We start from the raw sequence: 26,010 nt of genomic DNA, 5'->3' as shown, positions 1-26,010 counted from the left end.
ACTTAAAAAATATATGAAAACTAAATGGGCATTAATGACGGCTGTCTTGGCATTTTCGTACACTTTTTCACAGGAAAGACCGATGAGTCCGCAATTAAAAAGCTACTCGAAAAAAGTTGACAGCATTGTGGTTTCAGAAAAAACGAAAATGAATACCGAGCTGGATCAACTGGATAAAAACTACCAGGAGAAAAAAATAACCTCTGATGAAAAGCAGAAGCAGAGAACGGAGATTGCCGGAAGGTATGAAGAAATTATCAATGATAAAATAACCGCTCAGCAGGCGGATCTTGAAACAGCCACCCGGGAAACAGTGAAGGATATCGTGATGGGAAAATCAAGGGATCAGTCGCTGGATCTTTTCTCTCAGAATAATGCCGTGCTTACCCTAAACTCATCCCGCGACAGGACGATTAAAGAGCTTTTAAATACGTTTACTTTTAACATCAGTTTCGGTGTTATGAATCTTACCGGATCCGCTTCATCACTGGCCATCAATAATGATGAATCCCGGATTAGAGTAGGCAGATCCAGTTCTTCGCAGATGGAATTCAGGCTGACCAGGCAGCTTGGATCATTAACATCCCCGGTATTCTATCGGATCGGTCTGGGATACAGAGTAGATGTTCTTTCACCGGAGAAGCCGAAAACATTTGTACAGGACGGTAAACATGATCTTTACCTCACAGACTTCCAGGGCGGAACCCTTAGAAAGTCTTATTTAAGAAACTATTATGCTGTAGTGCCTTTGGATTTTGTTTTTGTTCTGAATCCCAGATATACAGTGGAGAACAATGAAAAAATGCTTGATAATTCTAAAGGGAATTTGAGGTTTACCGCAGGGATTTACGGTGGTATCAGAGCTGCAACCCAGAACTATATTTTCTATAAGGATGAAGAAGGCAATAAAATAAAAAACAGGGAAACCATATCAGATCCTGTCAACAGGTTCCTTTTTGGGGGGAAACTTTCACTGGGATATGGTGCATTGAATATCTTCATAAAAAAAGATTTTACTCCGATATTTAATGATCATGCAAAAATTGATAATAAATACGGCATTCAGGTAGGTCTGGAGCTTCTTTATTTAGATTTTTAATATCAATGGATCGTATAGAAAAACACATTTTTAGGAATGTGTTTTTTTTTGTATTTTGGTGCTTTAAGAAATATGAAAAACATTCAGTTATTAGGTTTATTGATGGTAGTCGCAGGAAGCTTTCTGCCATTGGTTCATATTCCTGTTATAGGAAACTGGAACTACTGGAAACTTGATCATTTTTTGGCTGCAGCCTGTTGGATCCTTTCTGCAGGTGCCTTATTTGGGATTGTAAACAACAGGGCAGGAGCAGCAAGAATTTTTGCGGTTCTGTTGATTATTCTGTTTTCGTTTACCTTGTTTGCCGTAAAGTATCAGGCTTCCAAATATTTCAGCTTTATGCCTTTTGTATCATGGCAGGATAAGCTGGCCGGGATTGTAAAAATAAAATGGGGCTGGATTGTAGAATTTTCAGGAGCTCTGATTATTATCCTGGCAAAAAATAATAAAGCAGACAGATAATTCAGAATACTAGATAATTGAGTTTAAATTAAAAAGAATTAAAATAAATATATAATATACACATGAAAGAGGTATTCATCGTTTCCGCAGTAAGAACCCCGATGGGAAGTTTTATGGGAAGTTTATCAACAGTTCCGGCTACAAAATTAGGAGCTGTTGCGGTAAAAGGAGCATTAGACAAAATCGGCCTGGATCCGAAATCGGTTCAGGAAATTTATATGGGGAACGTTTTACAGGCGGGAGAAGGGCAGGCGCCGGCCCGTCAGGTTGCCATAGGAGCAGGTCTTTCTATTGAAACACCTTCCACTACGGTAAATAAAGTTTGTGCTTCAGGAATGAAGGCGGTTACCATGGCGGCTCAGGCCATCAAAGCCGGTGATGCAGACGTTATTGTTGCAGGAGGAATGGAAAATATGTCTTCCGTGCCGCATTACTACAATGCAAGAAATGCAGCCAAATTAGGAGATGTGAAAATGCAGGACGGAATGGTATTAGACGGTCTTACAGACGTTTATAATAAAGTACACATGGGCGTTTGCGCAGAAAAGTGTGCCGTTGACTACAGCTTCTCAAGAGAAGACCAGGATCAGTTTGCCATTGAATCATACACAAGAGCTGCCAAAGCATGGAGCGAAGGAAAGTTTTCTGATGAGGTAGTTGCGGTTGAGATCCCTCAGAGAAAAGGAGATGCCATCGTTTTTGCTGAAGATGAAGAATATAAGGCTGTGAAATTTGATAAAATTCCTACACTTCCTACCGTTTTCAAAAAAGAAGAAGGTACGGTAACGGCAGCCAATGCATCTACCCTTAATGACGGTGCTTCTGCGTTAATCCTTGTTTCAAAAGAGAAAATGGAAGAATTAGGGCTTAAGCCGCTGGCAAGAATTGTTTCTTATGCTGATGCTGCCCAGGCACCTGAAGACTTCACAACTGCACCTTCAAAAGCATTACCGATTGCACTTAAGAAAGCAGGTCTGGAACTTACCGACATTGATTTCTTTGAATTCAACGAGGCATTCTCTGTAGTAGGTCTTGCCAATAATAAGATTTTAGGATTGGATGCTGCTAAAGTAAATATCCATGGAGGAGCAGTAGCCCTTGGCCACCCGCTGGGAAGTTCAGGATCAAGAATTATTGTGACGCTGATTAATATTTTAAAGCAGAACAACGGGAAATACGGTGCTGCAGCCATCTGTAACGGTGGTGGCGGTGCTTCTGCCATTGTTATTGAAAACATACAGTAAGTATTTTCAACAAGATAAATACATCCGGAAGTTCAGGCTTTCGGATTTTTTGTTTTAAGGTCTGATCACTGTTAATCCAAAATTTAAAGCTTATCATATAAGGATTGAAACCTTCATTTTGAGATAGAAAAAAATAATTCCGGATGTCATTTGAATCAAGTAATATCAACACAATAATTATAATAAAGCAGACCGGAAAAGCACCCGTATTTTAACGCAACAATAAAATTGATCCTAAAAAAAATAAAAACCACCGAATATGCAATGGTTTTTCTATTTTTGTGCTACTAATATATATTTGAAATGTCTGAAATTGAGCATCTGCAAACTCAAAACATTAAGAATAACCCGAAAATCATGAAAGCATGGGCAGTCTATGACTGGGCCAACTCGGTGTATTCTCTGGTTATTACTTCCACTATTTTCCCGATTTACTATTCCATTCTTACAACTGCTTATGAAAAAAAGGAGTATGTGGAGGAAACAAAAACCTGGATTGATGTCCCGGTACGGCACATGATCAAAATTTTCGGGAAAGAATACCAGCCGGATGCGGTGTACGGATATTCACTGACGATCTCATTTTTTATCGTCGTTCTGTTATCTCCCTTTTTATCTTCTCTGGCAGATACCATCGGAAATAAAAAATCTTTCCTTCAGTTTTTCTGTTACCTGGGAGCTACTTCATGTATGGGATTGGCGATGTTTACCGGAATGCACAATGTTTTTCTGGGCTTGCTGTTCAGTATTACGGCCAGTGTAGGATTCTGGGGAAGCCTCGTATTTTATAATTCTTTTCTGCCGGATATTGCAACACGGGATAAACAGGATGCACTTTCTGCAAAAGGGTATGTGTACGGATACATTGGTTCCGTAGTCCTTGTAGTGATCTGTTTATTACTGATCCAGGTTTTTGCCAAAGGCCCCGAGCAGCAGCTGTTGTTTACCAGAATCAGCTTTCTTTTTACAGGAGCATGGTGGTTCGGTTTTTCCCAATATACGTTCAAGCACCTGCCTCAGTTTGGTGATGTGAAGGAGAAGCTTCCGAAAGATCTTGTTTTACTGAATTATAAAAATATTTTTAAAAGACATGAAGACCAGGGAGGTTTTTTTGAAGTGTTGAAAGACAACATGAGCTTCTATAAAGATATTGCGAAGGAAAGTTTCCATGAACTTTTCAAAGTTGGGAAAGAACTTTTCAAACACAGGAACCTGAAATTCTTTTTATCAAGTTTCTTTTTTTACAGTGTGGGGATGCAGACAATTTTCCTGATGGCTACATTGTTCGGGAAAAGTGAAATCAATCTTCCTCAGGATAAACTGATCGGGACACTGTTGATTATCCAGATTGAAGCCATTATTGGTGCCGTGGTTTTCTCAAGACTATCAAGAAAAATAGGAAATAAAAATGTTATTTCCATTGCTATTGTTTTATGGATTGTTGCCTGTATCTGGGCATATTTCCTGAATAAGGAAAACCCAACCGTAGAATACCAGTTTTATGGGGTGGCAGCAGTGGTAGGTCTTGTAATGGGCGGCCTTCAGGCGATGTCACGGTCTACCTATTCTAAATTGCTTCCGGAAAATTCTATGGAAAATACAACGTTTTTCAGCTTTTACGATGTTCTGGAAAAAATTGCCATCATTGTAGGAACCTTTGTCTTTGCTTTATTTATTGATAAATATGATGCATTGATCAGGATTTTTGCAAAAATTGACATCACGCTTCCTTCAGCATCGGGGATGAGGTTCGCCGCTTTCTCTATGGCACTGTTCTTCTTTGTAGGACTGATTTTAATCCGGTTTATGAAACTGAATACACAGAAAAAATAATCAGAAAATAATTTTAAGAAGGACGCTTTTAAAGCGTCCTTTTTTTGTTTGGACCCAGCAGAGTATTGTAAATATTATATAGCAATCAGTAATTCTGTTTGTTATAAAATTTTAATTTGATTAAAACAATAATAAATAGTCATAACAAACATATTTTTTTTGTTAATTTGTAAATTCTAATTAATCGTAACAATGATAAAAAAAATTCTTGTATTCTGTATTCTTCAGTGTATGGTCCTGGGCTTTTCCCAAAACATAAGGCCCATTGCCCAGAAAGTTTCAGAATACCATGCTCAGAAGAAAAATTTCGAAAAATTTGATCTGTTTACAACAGATAATGCATCAGACAAATTAGCTGAATACAAGCGATCGGCTACAGATATTTCTGTAATCCGTGTAAACAGCAAGCAGCTGAAAAAACTGGTTTACGATAAACCGGAATACCTGGAAGTATCTTTCCCTTTTGACGGGAAGCAGATTACCATGGAACTGTACAGAAACCAGATTTTCACCAATGATTTCAAAGTAACAACCAATACGGGAGAAATCGTAAATTATACGCCCGGAGTCTATTATCAGGGGATCGTAAAAGGAGACAGCCAGTCCGTTGTTGCCTTCAGTTTTTTTGATAATGATATCGTAGGGGTGGCTTCAACGCCGGAACTGGGGAATATCATTGTAGGAAAAGTAAAAAATTCCGAAGACTTTGTCAGCTATTCAGATTCAAAATTAACGGGGATAAATCCTTTTGTCTGCGGAATTGACGAACTGGCAGAAAACCAGAAGCAGAAAGTGTCTTTTGATCCGGATGCACAGAAAAATACGGGAAAGGCCCTGACACAGAACTGTGTGAGAGTCTATTATGAAATTTGCTACACACCGTATGTAAACAACGGTTCCAGCACTACGACCACATCAAACTGGCTGACAGCTATCCATAATAATATAGCAACACTTTATACCAATGACGATGTAAGGATTGCCCTGAACGAGATTTTTATCTGGACTACCGCAGATCCTTATACCGGAGCACCCGGAGCTAACCTCGCAAGCTTCAGAACAAACAGACAGACATTCAATGGAGATCTGGCTCACCTCGTGAATCAGCCTTCCACTACAAGTGTGGCGTATGTAAATTCACTGTGTACAACAAGCCGGCATGCCTACTCTGGAGCTTCCCAGACGTACAATAACGTTCCGGTTTATTCATGGACAATCATGGCGATGACTCACGAAATGGGCCACAGCTTAGGTTCTCCGCATACCCATGCCTGTGCCTGGAACGGAAACAATACGGCTATTGACGGATGCGGTCCGGCAGCAGGTGCGAACGAAGGCTGTAACGGTCCTATTCCTTCCACTGCAGTAAAAGGAACCATTATGAGCTATTGCCATTTGATTTCAGGAGTCGGGATTAACTTTACCAACGGATTCGGCCCTCAGCCGGGTGCCTTGATCAGGAATACCGTAGATTCCAAAGCTTGCCTGGGAACAAACTGTACAACGGCCTGTTCTACAACTATTACCGGTCTGTCTGTTTCAAATATTACACAGATTTCTGCAAATGCAGCATTTACAGATGCTACTTCTGCTTCATGGAAATATAAACTGACGAAATTTGACGGAACCCCGGTATCAACAGGAACTACGGCTACACAATCATTCAGCTTTTCAAGCCTTCAGCCGGCGACTTATTATTTATTATCAGTAGGAACAAACTGTTCTGCAGGATACCAGAGGACACAATTGTTCATGACGGATGCCGACTGGTGTGGCGGAGCTTCATTTACAGATGCCGGAGGAACGACAGGAAATTACGGCGATAACCAGACGACTGTAAAAACATTCTACCCGAGCTCAGGCGCATTAAGCATGAGTTTTACGGAATTCTCGCTGGAGGATGGCTATGATTATATGTATATTTATAACGGTCCTTCTACTGCCTCGCCGATGTTTGCCACAGGAAATGCTTTAACAGGAGCTGTAGTGCCCGGAACTTTTACATCAACACACCCTTCAGGAGCAATTACCGTGAGGTTCGTATCAGATCCCGAAGTGAATGAAAGCGGATGGAAAGCGAATTTCTCATGTGCAGTACTGGCCGTGGAAGATGTGAATACAAAGGATAATTCAGTAAGTATTTATCCGAACCCGGCAAGAAATATTATTACCATTTCTTCCAAAGATGCTTTAAAATCATTTAAGATGTATGATGAAGCAGGAAGGCTGATTAAATCAGAATCTTCTTTAAAAGGAACTAAGATTGATATTAATATTTCTTCTGTACAGACCGGAAATTATGTAGTAACCATAGAAACGGAAAAACAGAAAGTCACCAAGAAGCTGATTAAACAGTAAATTTAAATAACAAGAGAGCCTGATTTTTATCAGGCTTTTTTTATATATCATTCAAATCCTTGATCTGCCGTTTTAAAATGCATCACAATTCGGCGTGGATTTTGCATATATTCAGCAGAATAATCATAAATTTGCAGAAATTTATTTACCCTCATAAAATGACGAACCCTTTATTTTACGCAAAAATCATTTTGTTCGGCGAGTACGGCATGATTGAAGATTCTCAGGGGCTTGTAGTTCCCTACAGTTTTTATAAAGGGGCGCTGAAGTTTTCAGATCTCGGTTCTGAGTTTGAAAAAAAATCAAATCAACATCTTCAGAAATATTCGGATTTCCTTTCAGTACTGAATCTGTCAGACGAATTTAAACTTGATATTAAAAGATTTAAAAAAGATATTCAGGACGGGCTTTTCTTTGATTCCAATATTCCGCAGGGATATGGAGTAGGAAGTTCAGGTGCTTTGGTAGCCGCAATTTTTGAAAGATATTCGGTCAGTAAATTAAATCCTGAAAGTATTTCCAAAGATAACCTGAAACAGTTAAAAGCCGTTTTCGGAGAAATGGAAAGCTATTTCCACGGTAAAAGTTCAGGGATGGATCCTTTGATCTGTTACATGAACCTGCCGATTCTTATTGAAAACAGAGAGAACTTAGATAAGGTAGCCATTCCGGATGGTGAAGAAGGGAAAGGGGCCATTTTTTTAATTGACTCAGGAATTACAGGCGAAACAGGCCCGATGATCCAGATCTTCTTTGAAAAAATGAAGACTGAAGGATTCCGTAAAACATTAAAAGAAGAGTTTATCCGCTACAACAACGCCTGTATTGATTCTTTCCTGAAAAAAGATATGAATCCGTTTTTCAGAAACCTTAAAAAGCTTTCCTATTGGGCTTATGAACATTTCCGCCCGATGATCCCGGAGAGTATTTTTAATATCTGGAAAAAAGGACTGGATTCCAATGCGTATTATCTTAAGCTCTGCGGAAGCGGCGGCGGCGGTTATATATTAGGTTTCACCAAAGATTACGAAAAAGCAGAAAAAATGCTTGACGGCTTCCAGAAAGAAGTGATTTACAGATTCTAAACTGTTGTGAATGAATTCTGAAAAAGAAACTTTCCAACAGAGAAATTATATCCAAAAATCTTTTTTTTACAGATTTTCACAATTTGTGGGCTTTCTTCTGGGAGCCCGCTTTTTTGTTGCCATCCTGCTTACTTTTGCGCTGTACGTATCTACGTTCTTCCTGTTCAACCAGGATGAAACGTTCAGGAAATTCGTTTTTGATTTTAAGGTTCACGGCATTATTTTCTGTACGGTTCTTACCATTCTGGCCGGCGGAATCATCAACCAGTTTTATGATTTTGAAAAAGACCATATTGTAAAGCCTTTCCGGACGAGGATCCAGAGCTTTATCAAACAGAAATATTTCCTGTATGCATATCTGTTTCTAAGTGCAGTTTCCCTTGGGGTAGCATGGATGATCTCGCACAGGGTTTTTGTCTTTTTTTTGGTCTATCAGTTTTTCATGTGGCTGTACAGCCATAAGCTCAGCCGCCTGTTAATTTTAAACAATCTTACCTTTGTGAGCCTTACGCTTTATCCGTTTTTCGGGATGATGGTATATTATGAAACCTTTTCAAAGAAGGTTCTGTTAATGGCAGTGTTTCTGTTTTTGATCCTTCTGTGCATTGATATCGTAAAAGACACATTAACGAAGAGTGTTGACAAAGCCTTTGGTTATACTACAGTCCCGAACTATTTTTCAAACAGAACTACCAAAGCAATTATCGTTTCACTGCTGGTGATTACCATGGCGGTTTCGATGAAAATAATAATGAGGACCGGAATTTCCGGGTTTATGGCTTATTACTTTACAGGAGGACTGTTTGTTCTTATCCTCTGTATTTATCTGATACTTAACCACTCAAGGAAAAGCAAATTCCTGACCCTCAATATTCTGAGATTTTGGGTTTTTGCAGGAATTATCGCGATGCTCCTTAATGGGATCGAAGGTAAATTATAGAAAAATTTCTTTAAAAAACCTTCTCTTATTGCTACATTTGCAGAACCTAAAATTTATATAAATAATGCCCATTTTTAACGATACTAAAGTTGCATTTGCGGACAAAACCGATGCACAGTTAAAGAAAGCGTATTGGATGTTCAGGATGATTGAACAGCCGGCCCTTACCAAAGTAGGAACTTCCGTGCTCAATTTCACGGTTCATCATAACTTTCCTTTTGTCGGCGGAATTGTAAAAAATACTTTATTCGAACAGTTTTGCGGCGGTGAAACCCGTGAAGAAAGCATGAAAGTTGTAAAGCAGCTCTTCAAAAGAGGCGTGGGAAGTATCTTTGATTATTCTATCGAAGGTAAGGAAGATGAAGAAACCTTTGATGCAGTTTGCCGTGAGATTAAAGACATCGTAAGATTTTCTGTGGGTAATCCTGCAATTCCTTTTATTGTTTTTAAACCGACCGCATTCGGAAGAATTGACCTGTATGAAGCGGTAGGAAAGAAAGCGGAACTTACATCAAGCCAGAAAGAAGAATGGGAAAGAGTAGTAAAAAGGTTTGATGAAGTGTGTAAATTATGCCATGAAAATGACAAGAAAGTAATGGTGGATGCAGAGGAAACCTGGATGCAGGATGCAGCGGATCACCTTTGCGAAGAGATGATGGAAAAATACAACCGCGAAAAACCTATTGTGTGGAATACGATTCAGATGTACAGGACCGGAAGGTTGGAATATATGGAAGGACATCTTCAGAGAGCTAAGGAAAAAGCCTATTTTATCGGGTATAAAATTGTCCGTGGCGCTTATATGGAGAAGGAAAGAGCAAGGGCAGCAGAGAAAGGATATCCGGATCCGATCCAGCCGAATAAGGAGGCTTCCGATAAAAATTACAATGCAGGAATTGATTTTGTCATGAACCACCCGGATAAAGTTTCAGCGTTCTTCGGGACCCATAATGAAATTTCTTCTGAGCTGGTAATGGACAAAATGAAAGCTAAAAATCTTGAAAACGGCAATCCGCATATCTATTTCGGGCAGCTGTACGGAATGAGCGACAATATCACATTTTACCTGTCTGACAAAGGATATAATGCCACCAAATATCTTCCTTACGGACCGGTGAAAGACGTTGTGCCGTACTTGACAAGAAGAGCCCAGGAAAACACATCCGTTGCAGGACAGACCGGCAGGGAACTCGGACTTATTAAAAAAGAACTTGAAAGAAGAAACCGCAGATAATTAAGCATTTTTCTTAACATAAAAACCTGGTCATTTTCATGATCAGGTTTTTTTACGGCTCAAAACTCTCGAATTTTCCGTTGTCATAAAAAATTACGATACGCTTGATGTTACCCTGCTGGTTTCCAATAGCTTGACTTAGTATTTCGGTTTTTTGATGCTCTAATCGCTGAGAATCGGTTATTTTTTCCTGTGCAGGGCGTTGTACATCTTCAGACGATTCTCGCAGATTTATTTTTGAAGGCTCCGGTTCACTTTCTTCAGTCCCGAAATCTTTATCATTGTTGATCATCGTAAAAAGATCGGGAAGTGATGTAGGCGTTGGTTTTTCCTCCTCTGTAATTTCAGCAGACTCATCATCCGGTTCAACGATTTCTGCCAGCTCAGACTTTAACATTTCGCCTTCACCAGTTACCAGCCAGTCCCAAAGGATCTCAGGGAATCTTGATTTTATTTTTATGATAAATTCAAGGGACGGCTTATTTCTACCGGAAGTAATGTGAGAAATAGAAGAACGCTGTACATCGATCTCATCCGCAAATTCAGATGGTGTAAGACGTGAATATTCGATAACCTTGGAAATTCTTTCATTTAAACCCATAAAAACAGTTTATAAATCACTTTACAAATGTAAACATTTAATTTACAAATGCAAAATACAATTGTAAACAAGTGTAAATTATTAAAATATACAAAAGTAAACGGTTTAAATAACTGATAGACAAATATTTATAATATCTTCCAAATTTTCCTGCGTTTTTTATTCAACATACTTTCCCCACGATCCTAACTTCTGATATATACTTAAAGCAATGGATGAAGTAAACAAAGATATCTTTTATTGACCTGATTATAGATTCAGACATACTTCTAACCGCTGTGAATAGGCGTTTTTAGACCTATAAGCAACCTAATAGAGTAGGGAACCGCTAAATATCTGATTTATTACGCTATTTAATATAGATAAAAGGAAAAAGAGTCTAGAATAATCAGCTATACTCTTTATTTAAGCAGAATACAGAGATTTATTATACACCTGAATTTTTCTCTGGCCGATTTAAGTTACATTTTTAAATTCTATCCGAATTACTGCAAAAATCAGGGATTACATTTCTAAATTATTAACAATTTACAATTGTATACAAGTGTAAAGATAAATTTTTCCACATAGAAAATCGTTTAATTTATTTACGCCCAAATGTGAATAAACTGTAAAAATACTACTTAAAGCTATATTGTAATTATGGTTTAATTGAAATTTATAAAATACTGATTTTAAGTATTTTAAACGTATATAATTAAATTATATGCAATCCACAATTTTACCAACAGACATATTGTCATTTTACACCGTTTAACATAATTACGTATGTTAATTTTAATTTTACGCTCAAAAATGTTAAATTTGGTTTTTGTAAACAATTGTTAATGAAATTTGAACAACTCTATCAGCAAACCCCTGATTTCCCAAATCGCTATATTTCCCCTGAAAAATTATTTTATTACTTACAGCACAATCTCAGCGATTATATTCAGCAGATCGGAACGTCGTATCTTGATAAGCCTGTTTATCAGTTGACGGTAGGCTCCGGAGATATTCATATATTGGCATGGTCCCAGATGCACGGCAATGAGTCCAATGCCACCCATGCTATGCTCGACCTTTTAACTACGCTTGAAAAGGTTCCGGAATTAAAGGAGGATTTTTTCAGTAAAATACAGCTTGACTTTATATTTATGCTGAACCCGGACGGTTCCGAAAAATGGACCCGCCTGAATGCAGCCGATATCGATCTGAACCGGGACTTTCACAACGAGGCCAGTAAAGAGATTAAATTCCTGAAAAATGCAGCGGCTTCCAAAAAATATAATTATGCACTGAACCTCCATGAGCAGAGGACGATTTTTACAACAGACGGAATTCATCCGGCGACGCTTTCATTTTTGGCACCTTCCGAAAATGTTGAGCGCACCGTAACAGAGAACAGAAAAAAATGCATGGCTGTTATTGCCGAAGTATACCATCAGCTTAAAGAAATAATCCCGGGTCAGATCGGGAGATACTCTGATGAATTTTATCCGGCTTCCACAGGCGATAATTTTATCAAAGCCGGAATGCCGACTATTTTATTTGAAGGCGGACATTTCATAGATGATTATACCAGAAAGGAAACGCGGAAATATTACACCATTGCCCTTTACTATGCTTTGAAAGCAATCACTGAATTAAACTCAGGAACAGAAGGCTGGGAGACGTATCTGGAAATTCCGGAAAACAAAGAGACGCATTACGATATCATTTACCGGAATGTAAAACTCAATACCGCGCATGAATGTATCCTGGATGTAGCGGTTCAGTATAAAGAAATCAAAGAGGAAGGAAAAGATGAAATATCCTTTGTGCCGTTCGTCATGGAAGTGGGCGATGTAAAGCAGCGGAAAGGATGGAAGGAAATTGACTGTACCGGGAAAAAATTTATTTCCGAAAGCAAATATCCGAAACTGGATGCAGAAGTAAACTTTACCATTGAAGACTAAAAAAGCGGAACAAATTAATTGTTCCGCTTTTTATCCGGTATCCGTTACAGATTATTCAACCTGTTATATTTTTAGGAATTTTAAAACAGTGGTTTATTAGTCAACCACTTTAATTCCGTTGGCTACAAATCTGATTTCTTCCTTCGGGGCAGTAATCGCGTCGATTTCAGCCTGAGGTTTTTTTGCATCTTCTGCATAATGTTTCTGCTCGTCAACAGAAGTTACTTTTCTCTCTGCCGTACCTTCCAGCACAACATTCTTACCTTTCAAAGCAGTAGGAACAAAAAATGCGTAATCTTTCATTTTTACGAAGAACTGAGAATTATCTTCAGTCTGGATCGTTAACCAGCATCCTTTTTTCTCACAAACATCAGTTACCTTTCCTTTCACGGCAATATTTTCAGCTTTCTTGTTGTCTTTTTTAAGCTTCTTGCTCAACTTTTCAACTGAAACAGCCTTAGATTCTGCATTAGAAGCAATTCCGCCGCCATAAGTATCACCGATTACCGCATTTCCTGCCGGAGGACCGAATTTTTTAGACTCCTGTGCAAAAGCAAGAGCTGAAGTACTTAAAGCTGCTGCCAATAATAACGCCTTGAATTTCATTTTTAATATTTTTTTCAAAAGTACTAATAAAATCTGAATCGCAAATTGATAAAATCACATCATATCTTTAAATTATAAATAAACGCTGCAACCAACCGCATAATTATTTATATTTGGTGACTACTAAACTTCATTATGCAGAAAAAACTACAACTCTGGGATGCCATTATGCTGGTGATGGGCTCAATGATCGGAAGCGGGATTTTTATCGTGAGTGCCGATATGATGCGGAACTTAGGTTCCGGGTTCTGGCTGGTCGTTGTCTGGGTAATTACAGCAGTGATGACGGTAGCTGCGGCCATAAGCTACGGAGAACTTTCTGCACTGTTCCCGAAAGCCGGCGGTCAGTATACATATCTAAAAGAGATCTTCGGGAGAAGGATGGGTTTTCTGTATGGCTGGGGATTGTTCACGGTCATCCAGACCGGGACTATTGCGGCTGTGGCTATGGCCTTCGGGAAATTTACCGCGTACCTTGTTCCGGCTTTAAATGATGCGGCCCCGATTTTTCAGAGCGGCGAGTTTAAAATTACCTGGATCCAGATGCTGGCAATTGCCATTATTCTCCTGCTTACCTATATCAATACCAGAGGAGTCGAAAGCGGAAAACTGCTGCAGAATATTTTTACCGGTTCCAAGATCATTGCCCTGTTGGGATTAATTGCGGCCGGCTTTATTCTGGTTGACGTTTCCCATCTGGCAGAAAACTTCAGTTTAGGGACAGACGCTTTCAGCAATCTGACAAAAGATATTTCCGGGAATTTCCTTCAGGAAGGCTGGGAACCTATTGGCGGAATGACCTTGATGGGAGGAATTGCTGCTGCAATGGTAGGCTCGGTATTCAGTTCCGTGGCCTGGGAAAGTGTGACCTTTGTTTCCGGGGAAATTGAAAACCCAAAAAAGAATGTTGTAAAATCTATGATTTACGGAACCACCGCCGTAATGATTTTGTATATCGCAGTGAATTATGTTTATCTGAATGCGCTGGACAGGGATTCCATTGCCTTTGCCGAAAACGACAGGGTAGCCGTTACCGCTTCCCGCTTTATTTTCGGCTCGGCAGGAACAGCGATTATTGCTGTTCTGGTTATGGTTTCAACATTCGGCTGCAATAACGGGCTGATCCTGGCCGGAGCAAGGGTGTTCCAGACCATGGCAAAAGATGGCATGTTTTTTAAGCAGGCCGAAAAAAACAATGCCAATCAAGTTCCGGCCAACGCATTGTGGATGCAGGGGATCTGGGCTTCCTTATTATGCCTGAGCGGCCAGTACGGGAATCTCCTGGATATGATTTCCTTTGTGATCGTATTATTTTATATGATTACCGTTTTCGGGGTCATTTACCTGAGAATAAAACAGCCTGATCTGGAAAGGCCTTATAAAACCTGGCTGTATCCTGTAACGCCGGCTCTTTATCTGTTGATCGGGACGTGTTTCTGTATTTTACTGTTGATTTATAAACAGCAGTATACCTGGCCGGGCTTTGTTATGGTTCTGCTTGGGCTGCCGGTGTATTATTTTATCAACAGGAATGAAAAAATCAGAAAGTAATTTTATCGTGAAAAGCCTGACGGTCTTTTTTTACTTTGTCGCTGTAACCGTTTCCGCTCAGAGCATCGCAGGAGATTATGATCCTGCAGAATCAAAATGTAAGATCAGTTTAAAAATAAACCGGAAAAATGAATATACTTTTTGGGCTGACCGGAAATTAATGCTGAAAGGAAAGGTAAAGATTTCAAAAGAAGATCAGGTTACCAATCTTACTTTTGGCCGTATCGGTTCAATGTATCATCAGGATACCATATCCATGCAGAATTATGGAAATGTAATGAATGATTATACTCACTTGAAGAATGTAATGCCAAATACATCCACTTTATCAGAAAGGAAAAATAGTAATCGTCAAGTTATATTTAATATCATTATATTATAGATTAGATTTCAGGAGCTGATCCCGCTTTCCGCTGTATCTTTTTTCCCAGGCCTGAATCCCTTCAAAAAAGGATGCCGCTTCACTCGGGGCTGGGGTGTAAGCCGTTGATCAATACTTATCATTAATCGCATTCAGTTATCAAGAGAATTATATCTGATCGACAGAAGAAGATCATTTAATCAGCAATATCTATAAGTGCACTTATTTATACCTTTTATGTATAAGTTATTATGCTTATATTTGCAAAATGATAGCGGTCATTACCGGAGATATTATACATTCACAGCAGGCTGAAACAGAGGTTTGGATTACCAGACTTAAACATCTTCTCGCAAACTGGGGAAGCGCTCCACAGACATGGGAAATCTACAGGGGAGACGAATTCCAGTTGAGGTGTAATATCAATGACGCATTCTGGCGGTTCTTAGCCATCAAATCATTAATAAAAAGTCAGGAAAATTTAGACGTAAGGATTGCCATAGGCATCGGTGAAGAAAATTTCTCATCCGAAAAAATAACAGAATCCAACGGAACGGCATACGTGCATTCCGGAAGATTGCTGGACGACCTGAAATCCAACGGCCATACCGTATCTGTAAAAACCTCCAGCGACTCGGTAGACAGGGATTTAAATATCCTGTTGAAGTGGTCGTCAAAAGATTTTGACAACTGGACGGTAGCCACCTCAGAAATCATCCACGAGATGATCATGAACAAAGACAATACGCAGGAAGACCTTGCAAAGAAATTTGCCATTTCACAATCCTCGGTAAGCCAGCGCCTGAAGCGCGCAAACTACGAGCTGATCGTAGAAACCAATCAATATTTCAGAAAGAAAATTTCAGAATTGTAAGAATGATTTTCATTAAACTCATATTGGCACATCTACTCGGAGATTTTGTTCTTCAGCCGGATTCCTGGGTTGCAGATAAAGAAAACCGTAAACTGAAAAGCCGTTACCTCTATCTTCACGTTCTGATCATTACCGTTTTAAGTTTTATTTTTCTCTGGGACCTGAAGCTTTGGTGGGTAGCTTTCGCAGTTGGGATTTCGCACGGCATTATTGATTCAGCAAAGCTGAGTTTCCAAAACATTAAAAATAAGAAGAGCTGGTTTTTCATTGATCAGGCTTTGCATCTGACGGTGATTGGTGCAGCTTCACTATATTATCACGAGTTTACCTTTGAGTTTATAAAAAATCAGGATTTCCTGAAAATACTGATGGCTGCTTTGTTTCTGACGGTGCCGGCCTCCGTTTTTATAAGAATCCTGTTATCATCCTGGACACCGGTTCCGGAGACACCGGTCAACATTCAGACCGAGTCTCTGTCAAGTGCCGGAAAATATATCGGGATCTTGGAACGTTTACTGGTTTTTACCTTTATTATGGTGAATCACTGGGAAGGCGTAGGTTTTATGGTGGCTGCAAAATCGGTATTCAGGTTCAGTGACCTGGCTCAGGCCAAACAGAGAAAACTGACGGAATATGTCCTGATCGGTACACTGCTGAGTTTCGGGATGGCCGTTGTGACAGCAATTTTAATTAAACAATAAAATAAATCTAATATAAAACCGGAACCGCAGGTTTTACGGTTCTTTTAAAAAGTAAAAATTATGAGTCAAAAGAAAGAAATGTTGTACGAGGGTAAAGCAAAACAGGTATTTGCCACCGATAATCCTGATAAGGTAGTGGTGCGTTTCAAAGATGATGCCACTGCATTTAATGCTCAGAAAAGAGGATCTGTAGATCTGAAAGGTGAAATGAACAATGCCATCACCACTCTGATTTTTGAATATTTAAATGAAAAAGGGATTAAGACTCATTTCATCAAACAACTGGACGAAAGAGAGCAGCTGGTAAAAAAAGTATCCATCATCCCTCTGGAAATGGTGGTAAGAAATTACTCTGCCGGAAGCATGGCTCAGCGTCTGGGCGTGGAAGAAGGAATTAAATCTCCGGTAACCATTTTTGATATCTGTTATAAGAAAGACGAATTGGGAGATCCGCTGATCAATGACCATCATGCTGTATTCCTGGGAGCGGCTACTTATGAAGAGCTTAATGAAATGTATGCATTAACCAATGACATCAATAACATTCTGATTGATCTTTTCGACAGAATGAATATCATCCTGGTTGATTTTAAAATTGAGCTTGGTAAAACGTCAGACGGCGAGATCATCCTTGCAGATGAAATTTCTCCGGATACCTGCAGGCTTTGGGACAAAGATACCATGAAGAAACTGGATAAAGACAGATTCAGAAGAGATCTTGGGGAAGTTACTGAAGCATATGTGGAAATCTACAACCGTCTTAAAAATTTACTTCAGAAATAAAATTTCAGGTAAAAGAAATTAGATGTTGGTTTCTATTTAACATAATATTTAATTTTTCATCTAACTGATATATCTGCCAAATAAAATCTAGATTGGAAAAAATAGAAATGAAAAGTTTAGACATTCATAAAAGTGAATATTTAAAACAATTTGAAACCGGGACCTACGGAAGGAATCTTTTCAGGACGCAGGAAGAAGAAAGGCTGGATGCTCCGAACGAGGAGTGCGGCATCTTCGGAATGTATTCTGACAACGATCTTGATACGTTTTCTCTTTCACAGTTCGGGCTTTTTGCGCTTCAGCACCGAGGCCAGGAAGCGTGTGGTATTTCTGTTTTAAAAAACGGAAGGATTACCAACATGAAAGACGAGGGCCTGGTTCTGGATGTGTATAAGGAAATTGAGCATCCTGAAACTTTTATGGGAAACTCTGCTATCGGGCATACGCGTTATACTACGGCAGGAGACAAAAAGAAATACAATTTTCAGCCTTTTTTCGCGAAGAATGAATATGACCAGATTATTCTTTCGATTGCGCACAATGGTAACCTTACCAACGCAAAAGAGCTGAAGGCAGAACTTGAGGCGGAAGGTGTTGTGTTCAGGGCGACTTCAGATTCTGAGGTAATCTTAAGACTGATCCAGAAAAATCTTGATCTCGGGCTTCGTGCAGCGATCAAGATAACGATGGAAAAAATTGAAGGTGCGTATTCTGTTGTAGGGATGACCCGGAATAAATTTTTTGCTTTCAGGGATTTCAACGGGATCAGACCGCTGGTTTTGGGAGCTATTGATGCCAACTCATACGTTGTGGCTTCAGAATCTGTAGCACTGGATGCCGTAGGTGCCCAGTACGTCCGTAATATTTTACCGGGAGAGATTGTATACACCAACGAAAACGAGCCTGGAAAACTCCATTCCTACATGGCAGATGAAGAAAAAGGGAAACAGAGGATCTGCTCTTTTGAATATATTTATTTCGCAAGGCCGGACTCTTCTCTGGAAAACATCAACGTGTATGAAATCAGGGAGAAATCCGGAGAGAAAATCTGGCACCAGGCGCCTGTGGATGCTGATGTGGTGATTGGTGTTCCTGATTCCGGGGTTCCGGCTGCCATCGGTTTTTCCAAGGCTTCGGGAATTCCGTTCCGTCCGGTTCTGATTAAGAACAGGTATATCGGAAGAAGTTTCATTGTCCCGACCCAGGAAATGAGGGAAAGGGTAGTGAACCTTAAGCTGAACCCGATTATTTCTGAAATCAAAGACAAAAGAGTAGTCATTATTGACGATTCTATTGTCCGCGGAACCACTTCAAAAAGACTGGTTAAAATTTTAAAGGATGCCGGTGTAAAGGAAATCCATTTCAGAAGTGTATCGCCACCGATTATTGCCCCTTGTTATCTTGGAATTGATACCCCTTCAAAGGATGATCTTATTTCTGCCAATATGACGACGGAGCAGCTTAAAGATTATTTGGGAGTAGATTCCTTAGAATTTTTAAGCGTAGACAATCTGAAAGAAATCTTAGGTTCTGCTGATCACTGCTTCGGATGTTTTACAGAAGAATATCCCGTAGCAAAAGGAGAAGAAGTAGAGTTGTTTAATTAATCAGCTTCTATTGTACATAAAAATGAAAGGTCAGGCTCTTGTGAGCCTGACCTTTTCTGTTGAAATCAAATTAATCGGTTGGTCGTGATTATCTGTTAAAATTTATAATTTAAACCTAACTGAAATACTCTGTGCGTATTGATATTCTTCTGCATTTCATTCATAGCACCGGAATTGTTGGCAATATGCGTAAGGCTGTTGATATATCTTGCATTGATTCCTAAGTTAGGGGTAAAATAATATCCAAGACCAATGGCCAGACCAAGATTGAATTTTTTGATATCATCTTTATTGATGTCTTCGGAATTAGACTGTGTCTGGCTAATAGTATTATCTAAAATACTTGTAGTAACGGTCTGCTGTCCCTTGTTCTTACCGTCCAGGAAATAGCTTACTTCAGGTCCGGCTTCAAGATAGAAATTATCTGCCGGCTTCATTTGCAGCATTACCGGTACAGAAATATAGTTTAGGGTAGTTGTAAATTCCTGTTCTGTTCTTACCGTAGTGAAACCAGTGGTAACTTCGTTATCAAGAATAACACTTTTTGCACCTATCTGGTTGTATAATACTTCCGGCTGAAGGGCAAATTTCTGAGATAAAGGAATATTGACAAAAACACCTGCATTAAAGCCAAGTTTCTGATTCTTTGAGTTAAGTTGCTGTTCGCTGAACTGAGAAGCATTCCCACCACCTTTAATACCGAATCTCACTGGCTCTTTTTTGTTTAAAGGCATTTGTGAAATTTGTACAGGTGTTACTTCCTGGGCAAATACTAAAGCTCCTGCAACTAATGCTACTCCTAAAAATAACTTGTTCATAATTTTATTTTTTTACTATTTAACTTTCGCGCCTAATCGTTTAATCAGACATGGAGTATTTAACAAAATGCTTGCCAAACATTTAAGTTATTGATTTACAATAAAATACAAGTTAAAAAATACGTATATTAAATCCCGGCTATTAGATTTAAAATAATAAAAGAATCAATATTTTTACAGAAAACTTCCCAATTGGTAAGAGAATTTATAAAGAATGATTTACTGTTTCAGTTTCTTTTCAGCTAAAGTGCAATTATGAACAGAATTTAATAATTAGGTTGATTTATTTCCAGAGCATACAGTTCCGGAATAAATTTTTGTGTTTTTAGTATCAGATAAGGAGTACCTTTATATGATCAACCATAACTGCATCAAAAAACCGGACTTTAAAAGCCCGGTTCTATATTTAAACCTTTGATCTATTTTGATTCTTAGAATTTGAAAGCTAAACCAACCTGGAATACATTGTTTCTGATAGCATCAGAACCGTTTGGTCTGTCTTTAGCGATATCTGTAAGACCTGCTACGTATCTTGCAGTAATACCGATGTTATCTGTGAAATAATAACCTGCACCCAGACCGATACCAAAGTTGAAAGTACTGAAATTGTCTTTGTAATTACCTGATTCAGAAATTACATCATTGTTAGTTTCATTCTTAGCTTTGTTTTTTGCACTTACCATAAAACCGAATTCCGGACCTGCTTCTACATATAGGTTTGGAATAAGATTGTACTGCAACATTACAGGTACTGTAATATAATCAAGGTGGTTAGCATAAGAATACGTGTTGTTTCCGATTCTTGTGTCATACTTATCACCATACTGAGAATATAAAACCTCCGGCTGAACGCTGAACATACTTCCTACTGGGATGTTTGCGAAAACACCTGCGTTAAAACCGATTTTAGATCCCTGATCTTCCAAAGAGCCGTCATCTGAAAGTGAAGATACGTTCATACCTGCCTTAACACCAAATCTTACAGCACTGTCAGCAGACATGTTAGAAGTGGTTGTAGTAGTTGTAGTCTGAGCAAATGCTAATGAACCGGCTGTTAATGCCATTCCTAAAATTAACTTTTTCATAACTTTAATTTTTAATAATTTAATTTCTAATATTTAAATTTTACTACTTGTCATTATTTTGACAGATACTTTCTGTCAAATTACTTGCCAAAAGAAGCAGTCATGATAAATATCAGTAAATAAAACAGCTGNTACATCATCAATTGCCCAAGTGTATGCTGTAGTATTTCCAGTAATTTTACTACTTGTCATTATTTTGACAGATACTTTCTGTCAAATTACTTGCCAAAAGAAGCAGTCATGATAAATATCAGTAAATAAAACAGCTGGAAAACATGCTAGTTTTGGTTTTATATTGTTTCAAATCAACAGATTAAATCTTTAATTAAACAATTGTTTAGAAATAATCTAAATTAATCATGCGCAAAGACGTGTCACAAATTTTATGCCCTTATGGAAAAAATGCTGTTATGCATCGTTCAGTTTCCTGTAAAACGAGAGTGATTCCAGGATGTTTTTCCGGCTGCATTCATAATCAAACGTACAGGATCCGATTCCCGACAGCAAAGAGAAAAGAATAGTGCTGCCTGCGTTCTTTTTATCATTTAATAAAAGATCAGAAATATCTTCATCACTGAAATCACTGATATCCAGATAAGGATAATATTTCTGGATGTTTGAGATAACCAAGTCACAGTCTTCCCGGGAAATAAGACCTTCCAGAAAGGAAAGGTAAGCTTCCGTAATCATGCCCATCGCAACAGCTTCACCATGCAGGACCGGGTTTTTCTGGTTCAGGTACAGGCTTTCAACGGCGTGGCCGATCGTATGCCCGAAATTCAGGGTCTTCCTGAGGTTTTTCTCATGGAAATCCTGCTGTACCACATTCTGTTTGATGTCCATCGAAGTCTGGATGTGAGGAATAATACCTTCCGCATCCAGTTTATGGATCTGGGTAAGATGTTCCCAGTGGATTTTATCTGCAATAAGCCCATGCTTCAGCATTTCCGCAAACCCGCTTCTCAGCTCTTTGAAAGGCAGCGTCTCAAGAAACCTGGGATAGACAAAAATATGTTCCGGGAATGTGAAGGTTCCCACCATATTCTTATAATGCATCAGGTCAATGCCTGTTTTTCCGCCGATGGCAGCGTCACACATGGATAAAAGGGTAGTGGGAATATTAATAAACTGAATCCCTCTTTTATAGGTAGAGGCTACAAAACCGCCCATATCCGTAATCACTCCGCCGCCCAGGTTGATCACCAGTGCTTTTCGGTCGGCCTTCATTTCCGTAAGAATTTCCCAGAGCTGGTTGGCCGTCTGGATATTTTTCATTTCTTCGCCTGCTTCAATCTCCAGGATCTCAAAGGCAAGATCCGTTTCCATACTTCCGAGAAGGACGGGAAGACAGTATTCATGGGTATTTTCATCCACCAGAATAAAGATCTTACTGAAGGACTTTCTGTCCAGGAATTCGTTTAATGAAGAAAAATTATCGTCTGTTATCGTAATCATTTTCGGCTTTTCTCTAAGGTTATTTATACAACTATATAACAAAGTTATGATTCTTAATTTTTAACTCGTTGGTAAATATACTATCTTTGCAGAAATTTTTAGAAATGAGCAGAGATAATAATTCAGGAAAACCCAAAAGACCAAGAAGTTCAACAAGAAATAATTCTGATGATTCTCGCGCTTCCAGATCCGGAAATTCTTCAGGGTCAAAACCTTTTAAAAAGCCATTTCCAAAGGCCGGAGAAAGAAATTCTCCCAAAAGCGGTGATACGAGTTATGAGAGCCGGATGGAAAAGAAATATTCAAAAATTGAAAAAGAACCTTTCATTACCAATCCGGGTGAAGAGAAAAAGTCATTTGCAAAACCGGCTCCCAAAAGAGGCGGCAGCAGAAGCAATACGTTCGATGCCAGGGATAAATATGAAAGAGGCAGCTTAAAATACGGCAGGAGGCCTTCCGCAGGTGATGAAAAAGACGACCGTGCCAAATCTTTCGTACAGAAAAGAAGGTTGAATAAAATTGAGAAAGATGTTCATAAAGATACCATCCGTCTTAATAAATATATTGCCAATTCAGGAATCTGCAGCCGTAGAGAAGCTGATGACCTGATTGTTCAGGGGTTGGTGGAAGTGAACGGTAAGGTAGTGAATGAAATGGGCTACCAGGTTCAGAAAACAGATAAAGTAGTGTTTGACGGACAGAATATCACACCGGAAAAGCCGGTATACGTCCTTTTGAATAAACCGAAAGGATATATTTCCACGACAAAAGATGATAAAGCCAGAAAAACCGTAATGGATCTTGTAGCCAATGCTTCACCATACCGCGTTTTCCCTGTCGGGAGGTTAGACCGTTCCACAACAGGTGTTATCCTTCTCACAAACGACGGGCACATGACGAAAAAACTGACGCATCCGTCATTTGATGCCAAGAAAATCTATCATGTAACGCTGGATAAGAAGTTAAGCCACGAAGATATGAAGCTTATCGTAGAAGGAATCCGTTTGGATGAAGGCGTTGCCGTAGTAGACCAGATTTCTTTTATTGAAGGGAAACCGAAAAATGAAATCGGGATTGAAATCCATATCGGCTGGAACCGTGTCATCAGAAGAATTTTCCAGAGGTTAGGATATGAAGTGGAGGCACTGGACAGGGTAATGTTCGCCGGATTAACAAAGAAAAATATCAAAAGAGGACACTGGAGAATCCTTACGGAACAGGAAGTGAACAATCTTAAGATGCTTTAATTAAGTCAGAAGTTTTGAGTGATGAGTTTTATGCAAAACATGCATAACCATTAATTTCATTCGACAATAAATAAAAAATTCCGCAGAGATATCATCTGCGGAATTTTTTATATTGAAAAGTTTAGAACTACGAATTAACCATAACTCATAACCCATCACTTATAACTATTATGTAACGCTTACCCCAGAACAGTCACCCCTTTCTGGATCATTTCATAGATCGCATCCCTTCCGTTATCAGGCTTCACGTTTACAGCGCGGGTACCGTTAAAATGAAGGCAGGTAATGTAGCCTTCGGCAACAGCATCCGTACAGGTGAACTTCACACAGTAATCCATCGCAAGGCCTGCAATTTCCACTAACTGAATATCATGATACTTTAAAAAGTCATCCAGTCCGGTTTTCATAAAGTGGTTGTTATCCTGAAAACCGCTGTACGCATCAATTTCGGTGTTCTTACCTTTCTGAATGATATGCGTAACCTTATCCCTGTTCAGGTCTTTATGGAATTCTGCTCCGAAAGTCCCCTGGATACAATGGTCCGGCCACATAAACTGCGGAACGCCGTTCAGGATAATGCTTTCTCCCACCTTCCTGTTATTGTTGCTTGCAAAACTTTTATGGTTGGCAGGGTGCCAGTCCTGGGTCAGGATAATCTGGTCATATTCATTTTCCTCCATTAAGGCATTGATGTACGGAATTACCTCATTGGCTCCCGGAACTGCCAGTGCGCCGTCTTCACAAAAATCATTCTGTACATCGACGATTATTAATGCTTTTTTCATATTTAAATTCTCGGATATTTATATTCTTGCAAAAATAACATTCAAAAAATTGTCCAAAAAAAAATTATCGGACAAATAGGCATCTTATGCATAAAAATCCATTCCCTATACAGTAAAGGGATATAAAACCAGCTTCAATAGCTTATCTTTGCAGCAAATAAGTATTTTATGTCATTTGAGTCTTTGGGATTATCACACAATATCATTCGTTCTGTTAACAAATTGGGCTATCTGAAGCCGTTCCCGATCCAGGAGCAGGCGGTGCCCGTTATTTTACAGGGAAAAGACCTGATGGGGATTGCGCAGACAGGTTCCGGGAAGACCGCCTGTTTTGTGATGCCTATTCTGGAAAAATTACAGAACGAGGAAGCCAAAAAAGACCGTAACATCCAGGTTTTGATATTGGTTCCTACCCGTGAGCTGGCCATCCAGATTGATGAAGTGTTCAGGAGCTTTACGGAAAATCTGAAGCGAGAGATCCGGACCATGGCAGTGTACGGCGGTGTCTCCATTAATCCGCAGATGAAAGGAATGTTCGGGGTGGAAGTCCTTATTGCAACGCCGGGCCGTTTACTGGATCTGATTGATCACAATGCGCTGAGCATTTCAGGGATCCGGCACCTGGTAATTGATGAAGCGGATAAAATGTTTCAGCTGGGCTTTGACGAGGAAATGAATAAGCTTTTTGGGTTGATGCCTGTGATGAAGCAGACCACATTATTTTCAGCGACTTTAAATGACAAGGTTTCTGAAATGAAGCAGCGCCTGTCAATTGACCCGGTGGTTATTGAAATAAAGAAAGAAGAAGTTGAGATTGACCATATTGAGCAGCTGGCCTATCATGTTTCCCCGGAAAATAAAGGTCCGTTCCTGCGTTATCTGATTAAAGAAAAAAAGGTTGAAAAAGCACTGATTTTTGTTTCATCAACAAAATCTGCAGACAGCCTGGTGGAAAAACTGAAGAAGAATAAAATAAAAGCAGTTGCCATTCACAGCCAGAAGTCGCAGGGTGCCCGAAGGAATAATTTGGAGGAGTTTAAAGTAAACGGAGCCCAGATCCTGGTGGCGACCGACCTGATCGGCCGCGGTATTCATATCGAGTCGCTGCCGTGCGTGATCAATTACGAACTGCCGCGTTCCCCGCTGGATTATATTCACCGTATCGGAAGAACGGGCAGGGCGAATGAAAAAGGAACAGCCATCAGTATCCTTACCGATGATGAGTTGCAGCATTTCCGGGTCATCCAGAAAAAAATGGGTAAGAAGGTTACGTTACAGAGAACAGAAGGCATTAATTTACACGGATATTAATATATTAACTTCATCATAAAAAGCTTCAATTTT

At 39.3% G+C, this 26,010-nt stretch carries 23 protein-coding genes; 17 read left to right on the top strand and 6 right to left on the bottom strand.

What is annotated here, in order from left to right:
* The first annotated feature begins 13 nt into the window (after nt 1–13).
* The 8 genes from ASE55_RS03500 (at nt 14) to ASE55_RS03465 (ending at nt 10,255) form a co-directional block, all read left to right on the top strand.
* The gene (locus ASE55_RS03500) at nt 14–1,099 is read left to right on the top strand and encodes a hypothetical protein (RefSeq protein WP_128414493.1); all 1,086 of its coding nucleotides are present in this window, start codon (nt 14–16) and stop codon (nt 1,097–1,099) included.
* 72 nt (nt 1,100–1,171) lie between these two features.
* Nucleotides 1,172–1,561, top strand: a complete 390-nt coding sequence (locus ASE55_RS03495; protein ID WP_056215613.1) for a hypothetical protein — start codon at nt 1,172–1,174, stop codon at nt 1,559–1,561.
* Nucleotides 1,562–1,623: 62 nt separating this feature from the next.
* On the top strand, nt 1,624–2,805 hold the full coding sequence (locus tag ASE55_RS03490) for an acetyl-CoA C-acyltransferase (RefSeq protein ID WP_056215610.1): 1,182 nt from the start codon (nt 1,624–1,626) through the stop codon (nt 2,803–2,805).
* 303 nt (nt 2,806–3,108) lie between these two features.
* Complete coding sequence (locus ASE55_RS03485) at nt 3,109–4,638, top strand: MFS transporter (protein ID WP_056215608.1); 1,530 nt, start codon at nt 3,109–3,111, stop codon at nt 4,636–4,638.
* A 192-nt stretch (nt 4,639–4,830) separates the two neighbouring features.
* Nucleotides 4,831–6,996 (top strand): T9SS type A sorting domain-containing protein, encoded by a 2,166-nt coding sequence (locus ASE55_RS03480; protein ID WP_056215605.1) that lies wholly within the window; start codon nt 4,831–4,833, stop codon nt 6,994–6,996.
* Nucleotides 6,997–7,154: 158 nt separating this feature from the next.
* Entirely contained in the window at nt 7,155–8,081 is a 927-nt protein-coding gene (locus tag ASE55_RS03475; protein ID WP_056215603.1) for a mevalonate kinase, read from the top strand.
* Between the two features lie 10 nt (nt 8,082–8,091).
* Nucleotides 8,092–9,021, top strand: coding sequence for a UbiA family prenyltransferase (locus tag ASE55_RS03470; protein WP_056215600.1), 930 nt, complete (start codon nt 8,092–8,094; stop codon nt 9,019–9,021).
* Between the two features lie 64 nt (nt 9,022–9,085).
* Nucleotides 9,086–10,255, top strand: a complete 1,170-nt coding sequence (locus tag ASE55_RS03465; RefSeq protein WP_056215597.1) for a proline dehydrogenase family protein — start codon at nt 9,086–9,088, stop codon at nt 10,253–10,255.
* A gap of 52 nt (nt 10,256–10,307) precedes the next feature.
* Here ASE55_RS03465 and ASE55_RS03460 read toward each other — a convergent pair whose 3' ends face one another.
* A complete protein-coding gene (locus ASE55_RS03460) occupies nt 10,308–10,856 on the bottom strand; it encodes a helix-turn-helix domain-containing protein (protein ID WP_056215595.1) in 549 nt (182 codons plus the stop codon).
* A gap of 827 nt (nt 10,857–11,683) precedes the next feature.
* On the opposite strand from ASE55_RS03460, the gene ASE55_RS03455 reads away from it, so the two are divergent.
* Complete coding sequence (locus ASE55_RS03455) at nt 11,684–12,793, top strand: M14 family zinc carboxypeptidase (protein WP_056215593.1); 1,110 nt, start codon at nt 11,684–11,686, stop codon at nt 12,791–12,793.
* A 96-nt stretch (nt 12,794–12,889) separates the two neighbouring features.
* Here ASE55_RS03455 and ASE55_RS03450 read toward each other — a convergent pair whose 3' ends face one another.
* Nucleotides 12,890–13,399 (bottom strand): DUF4920 domain-containing protein, encoded by a 510-nt coding sequence (locus tag ASE55_RS03450; RefSeq protein WP_082474331.1) that lies wholly within the window; start codon nt 13,397–13,399, stop codon nt 12,890–12,892.
* A gap of 135 nt (nt 13,400–13,534) precedes the next feature.
* Here ASE55_RS03450 and ASE55_RS03445 point away from each other — a divergent pair, with 135 nt between their 5' ends.
* The 6 genes from ASE55_RS03445 (at nt 13,535) to purF (ending at nt 19,276) form a co-directional block, all read left to right on the top strand.
* Nucleotides 13,535–14,950 (top strand): APC family permease, encoded by a 1,416-nt coding sequence (locus ASE55_RS03445; RefSeq protein WP_056215590.1) that lies wholly within the window; start codon nt 13,535–13,537, stop codon nt 14,948–14,950.
* Nucleotides 14,931–15,332: a hypothetical protein gene (locus ASE55_RS03440; protein ID WP_056215587.1), complete on the top strand. Its 402-nt coding sequence runs from the start codon at nt 14,931–14,933 to the stop codon at nt 15,330–15,332. The genes ASE55_RS03445 and ASE55_RS03440 overlap by 20 nt, the downstream gene beginning before the upstream one ends.
* A 247-nt stretch (nt 15,333–15,579) precedes the next feature.
* Complete coding sequence (locus tag ASE55_RS03435) at nt 15,580–16,185, top strand: SatD family protein (protein ID WP_056215585.1); 606 nt, start codon at nt 15,580–15,582, stop codon at nt 16,183–16,185.
* Nucleotides 16,186–16,187: 2 nt separating this feature from the next.
* Entirely contained in the window at nt 16,188–16,886 is a 699-nt protein-coding gene (locus ASE55_RS03430) for a DUF3307 domain-containing protein (protein ID WP_056215583.1), read from the top strand.
* 60 nt (nt 16,887–16,946) lie between these two features.
* Nucleotides 16,947–17,669, top strand: a complete 723-nt coding sequence (gene purC / locus ASE55_RS03425; RefSeq protein WP_056215581.1) for a phosphoribosylaminoimidazolesuccinocarboxamide synthase — start codon at nt 16,947–16,949, stop codon at nt 17,667–17,669.
* Between the two features lie 107 nt (nt 17,670–17,776).
* Nucleotides 17,777–19,276, top strand: coding sequence for an amidophosphoribosyltransferase (gene purF / locus ASE55_RS03420; protein WP_056215785.1), 1,500 nt, complete (start codon nt 17,777–17,779; stop codon nt 19,274–19,276).
* 95 nt (nt 19,277–19,371) lie between these two features.
* Here purF and ASE55_RS03415 read toward each other — a convergent pair whose 3' ends face one another.
* The 3 genes from ASE55_RS03415 to aroB all read right to left on the bottom strand — a co-directional run bounded on the left by ASE55_RS03415 (nt 19,372) and on the right by aroB (nt 22,634).
* The gene (locus ASE55_RS03415) at nt 19,372–20,094 is read right to left on the bottom strand and encodes a porin family protein (protein WP_056215578.1); all 723 of its coding nucleotides are present in this window, start codon (nt 20,092–20,094) and stop codon (nt 19,372–19,374) included.
* A gap of 431 nt (nt 20,095–20,525) precedes the next feature.
* Nucleotides 20,526–21,179 (bottom strand): porin family protein, encoded by a 654-nt coding sequence (locus tag ASE55_RS03410; protein ID WP_056215575.1) that lies wholly within the window; start codon nt 21,177–21,179, stop codon nt 20,526–20,528.
* 408 nt (nt 21,180–21,587) lie between these two features.
* The gene (gene aroB, locus ASE55_RS03405) at nt 21,588–22,634 is read right to left on the bottom strand and encodes a 3-dehydroquinate synthase (RefSeq protein ID WP_056215573.1); all 1,047 of its coding nucleotides are present in this window, start codon (nt 22,632–22,634) and stop codon (nt 21,588–21,590) included.
* Between the two features lie 287 nt (nt 22,635–22,921).
* Here aroB and ASE55_RS03400 point away from each other — a divergent pair, with 287 nt between their 5' ends.
* Complete coding sequence (locus ASE55_RS03400; protein ID WP_056215782.1) at nt 22,922–23,881, top strand: pseudouridine synthase; 960 nt, start codon at nt 22,922–22,924, stop codon at nt 23,879–23,881.
* Nucleotides 23,882–24,060: 179 nt separating this feature from the next.
* Here ASE55_RS03400 and pncA read toward each other — a convergent pair whose 3' ends face one another.
* The gene (pncA, locus tag ASE55_RS03395) at nt 24,061–24,666 is read right to left on the bottom strand and encodes a bifunctional nicotinamidase/pyrazinamidase (RefSeq protein WP_056215570.1); all 606 of its coding nucleotides are present in this window, start codon (nt 24,664–24,666) and stop codon (nt 24,061–24,063) included.
* 168 nt (nt 24,667–24,834) lie between these two features.
* On the opposite strand from pncA, the gene ASE55_RS03390 reads away from it, so the two are divergent.
* Complete coding sequence (locus tag ASE55_RS03390; RefSeq protein ID WP_056215567.1) at nt 24,835–25,977, top strand: DEAD/DEAH box helicase; 1,143 nt, start codon at nt 24,835–24,837, stop codon at nt 25,975–25,977.
* Nucleotides 25,978–26,010 lie beyond the last annotated feature (33 nt).

It is taken from the genome of Chryseobacterium sp. Leaf201, assembly GCF_001421435.1.
In the GTDB taxonomy this organism is placed as follows: domain Bacteria; phylum Bacteroidota; class Bacteroidia; order Flavobacteriales; family Weeksellaceae; genus Chryseobacterium.
The sequence above is the reverse complement of the archived record's forward strand: the minus strand, read 5'-3'. Positions and strand labels throughout refer to the sequence as shown.

Bases quoted from the DNA above. Each gene is read 5' to 3' on its own strand.
- ASE55_RS03400 (WP_056215782.1), top strand. From the start codon at position 22,922: ATGGAAAAGAAATATTCAAAAATTGAAAAAGAACCTTTCATTACCAAT.
- ASE55_RS03485 (WP_056215608.1), top strand. From the start codon at position 3,109: ATGTCTGAAATTGAGCATCTGCAAACTCAAAACATTAAGAATAACCCG.
- ASE55_RS03475 (WP_056215603.1), top strand. From the start codon at position 7,155: ATGACGAACCCTTTATTTTACGCAAAAATCATTTTGTTCGGCGAGTAC.
- ASE55_RS03430 (WP_056215583.1), top strand. From the start codon at position 16,188: ATGATTTTCATTAAACTCATATTGGCACATCTACTCGGAGATTTTGTT.
- ASE55_RS03480 (WP_056215605.1), top strand. From the start codon at position 4,831: ATGATAAAAAAAATTCTTGTATTCTGTATTCTTCAGTGTATGGTCCTG.
- ASE55_RS03445 (WP_056215590.1), top strand. From the start codon at position 13,535: ATGCAGAAAAAACTACAACTCTGGGATGCCATTATGCTGGTGATGGGC.
- ASE55_RS03500 (WP_128414493.1), top strand. From the start codon at position 14: ATGAAAACTAAATGGGCATTAATGACGGCTGTCTTGGCATTTTCGTAC.
- ASE55_RS03450 (WP_082474331.1), bottom strand. From the start codon at position 13,399: ATGAAATTCAAGGCGTTATTATTGGCAGCAGCTTTAAGTACTTCAGCT.
- ASE55_RS03435 (WP_056215585.1), top strand. From the start codon at position 15,580: ATGATAGCGGTCATTACCGGAGATATTATACATTCACAGCAGGCTGAA.
- ASE55_RS03495 (WP_056215613.1), top strand. From the start codon at position 1,172: ATGAAAAACATTCAGTTATTAGGTTTATTGATGGTAGTCGCAGGAAGC.
- purF (WP_056215785.1), top strand. From the start codon at position 17,777: ATGAAAAGTTTAGACATTCATAAAAGTGAATATTTAAAACAATTTGAA.
- ASE55_RS03460 (WP_056215595.1), bottom strand. From the start codon at position 10,856: ATGGGTTTAAATGAAAGAATTTCCAAGGTTATCGAATATTCACGTCTT.
- aroB (WP_056215573.1), bottom strand. From the start codon at position 22,634: ATGATTACGATAACAGACGATAATTTTTCTTCATTAAACGAATTCCTG.
- ASE55_RS03470 (WP_056215600.1), top strand. From the start codon at position 8,092: ATGAATTCTGAAAAAGAAACTTTCCAACAGAGAAATTATATCCAAAAA.
- ASE55_RS03490 (WP_056215610.1), top strand. From the start codon at position 1,624: ATGAAAGAGGTATTCATCGTTTCCGCAGTAAGAACCCCGATGGGAAGT.
- pncA (WP_056215570.1), bottom strand. From the start codon at position 24,666: ATGAAAAAAGCATTAATAATCGTCGATGTACAGAATGATTTTTGTGAA.
- ASE55_RS03415 (WP_056215578.1), bottom strand. From the start codon at position 20,094: ATGAACAAGTTATTTTTAGGAGTAGCATTAGTTGCAGGAGCTTTAGTA.
- ASE55_RS03455 (WP_056215593.1), top strand. From the start codon at position 11,684: ATGAAATTTGAACAACTCTATCAGCAAACCCCTGATTTCCCAAATCGC.
- ASE55_RS03440 (WP_056215587.1), top strand. From the start codon at position 14,931: ATGAAAAAATCAGAAAGTAATTTTATCGTGAAAAGCCTGACGGTCTTT.
- ASE55_RS03465 (WP_056215597.1), top strand. From the start codon at position 9,086: ATGCCCATTTTTAACGATACTAAAGTTGCATTTGCGGACAAAACCGAT.
- purC (WP_056215581.1), top strand. From the start codon at position 16,947: ATGAGTCAAAAGAAAGAAATGTTGTACGAGGGTAAAGCAAAACAGGTA.
- ASE55_RS03390 (WP_056215567.1), top strand. From the start codon at position 24,835: ATGTCATTTGAGTCTTTGGGATTATCACACAATATCATTCGTTCTGTT.
- ASE55_RS03410 (WP_056215575.1), bottom strand. From the start codon at position 21,179: ATGAAAAAGTTAATTTTAGGAATGGCATTAACAGCCGGTTCATTAGCA.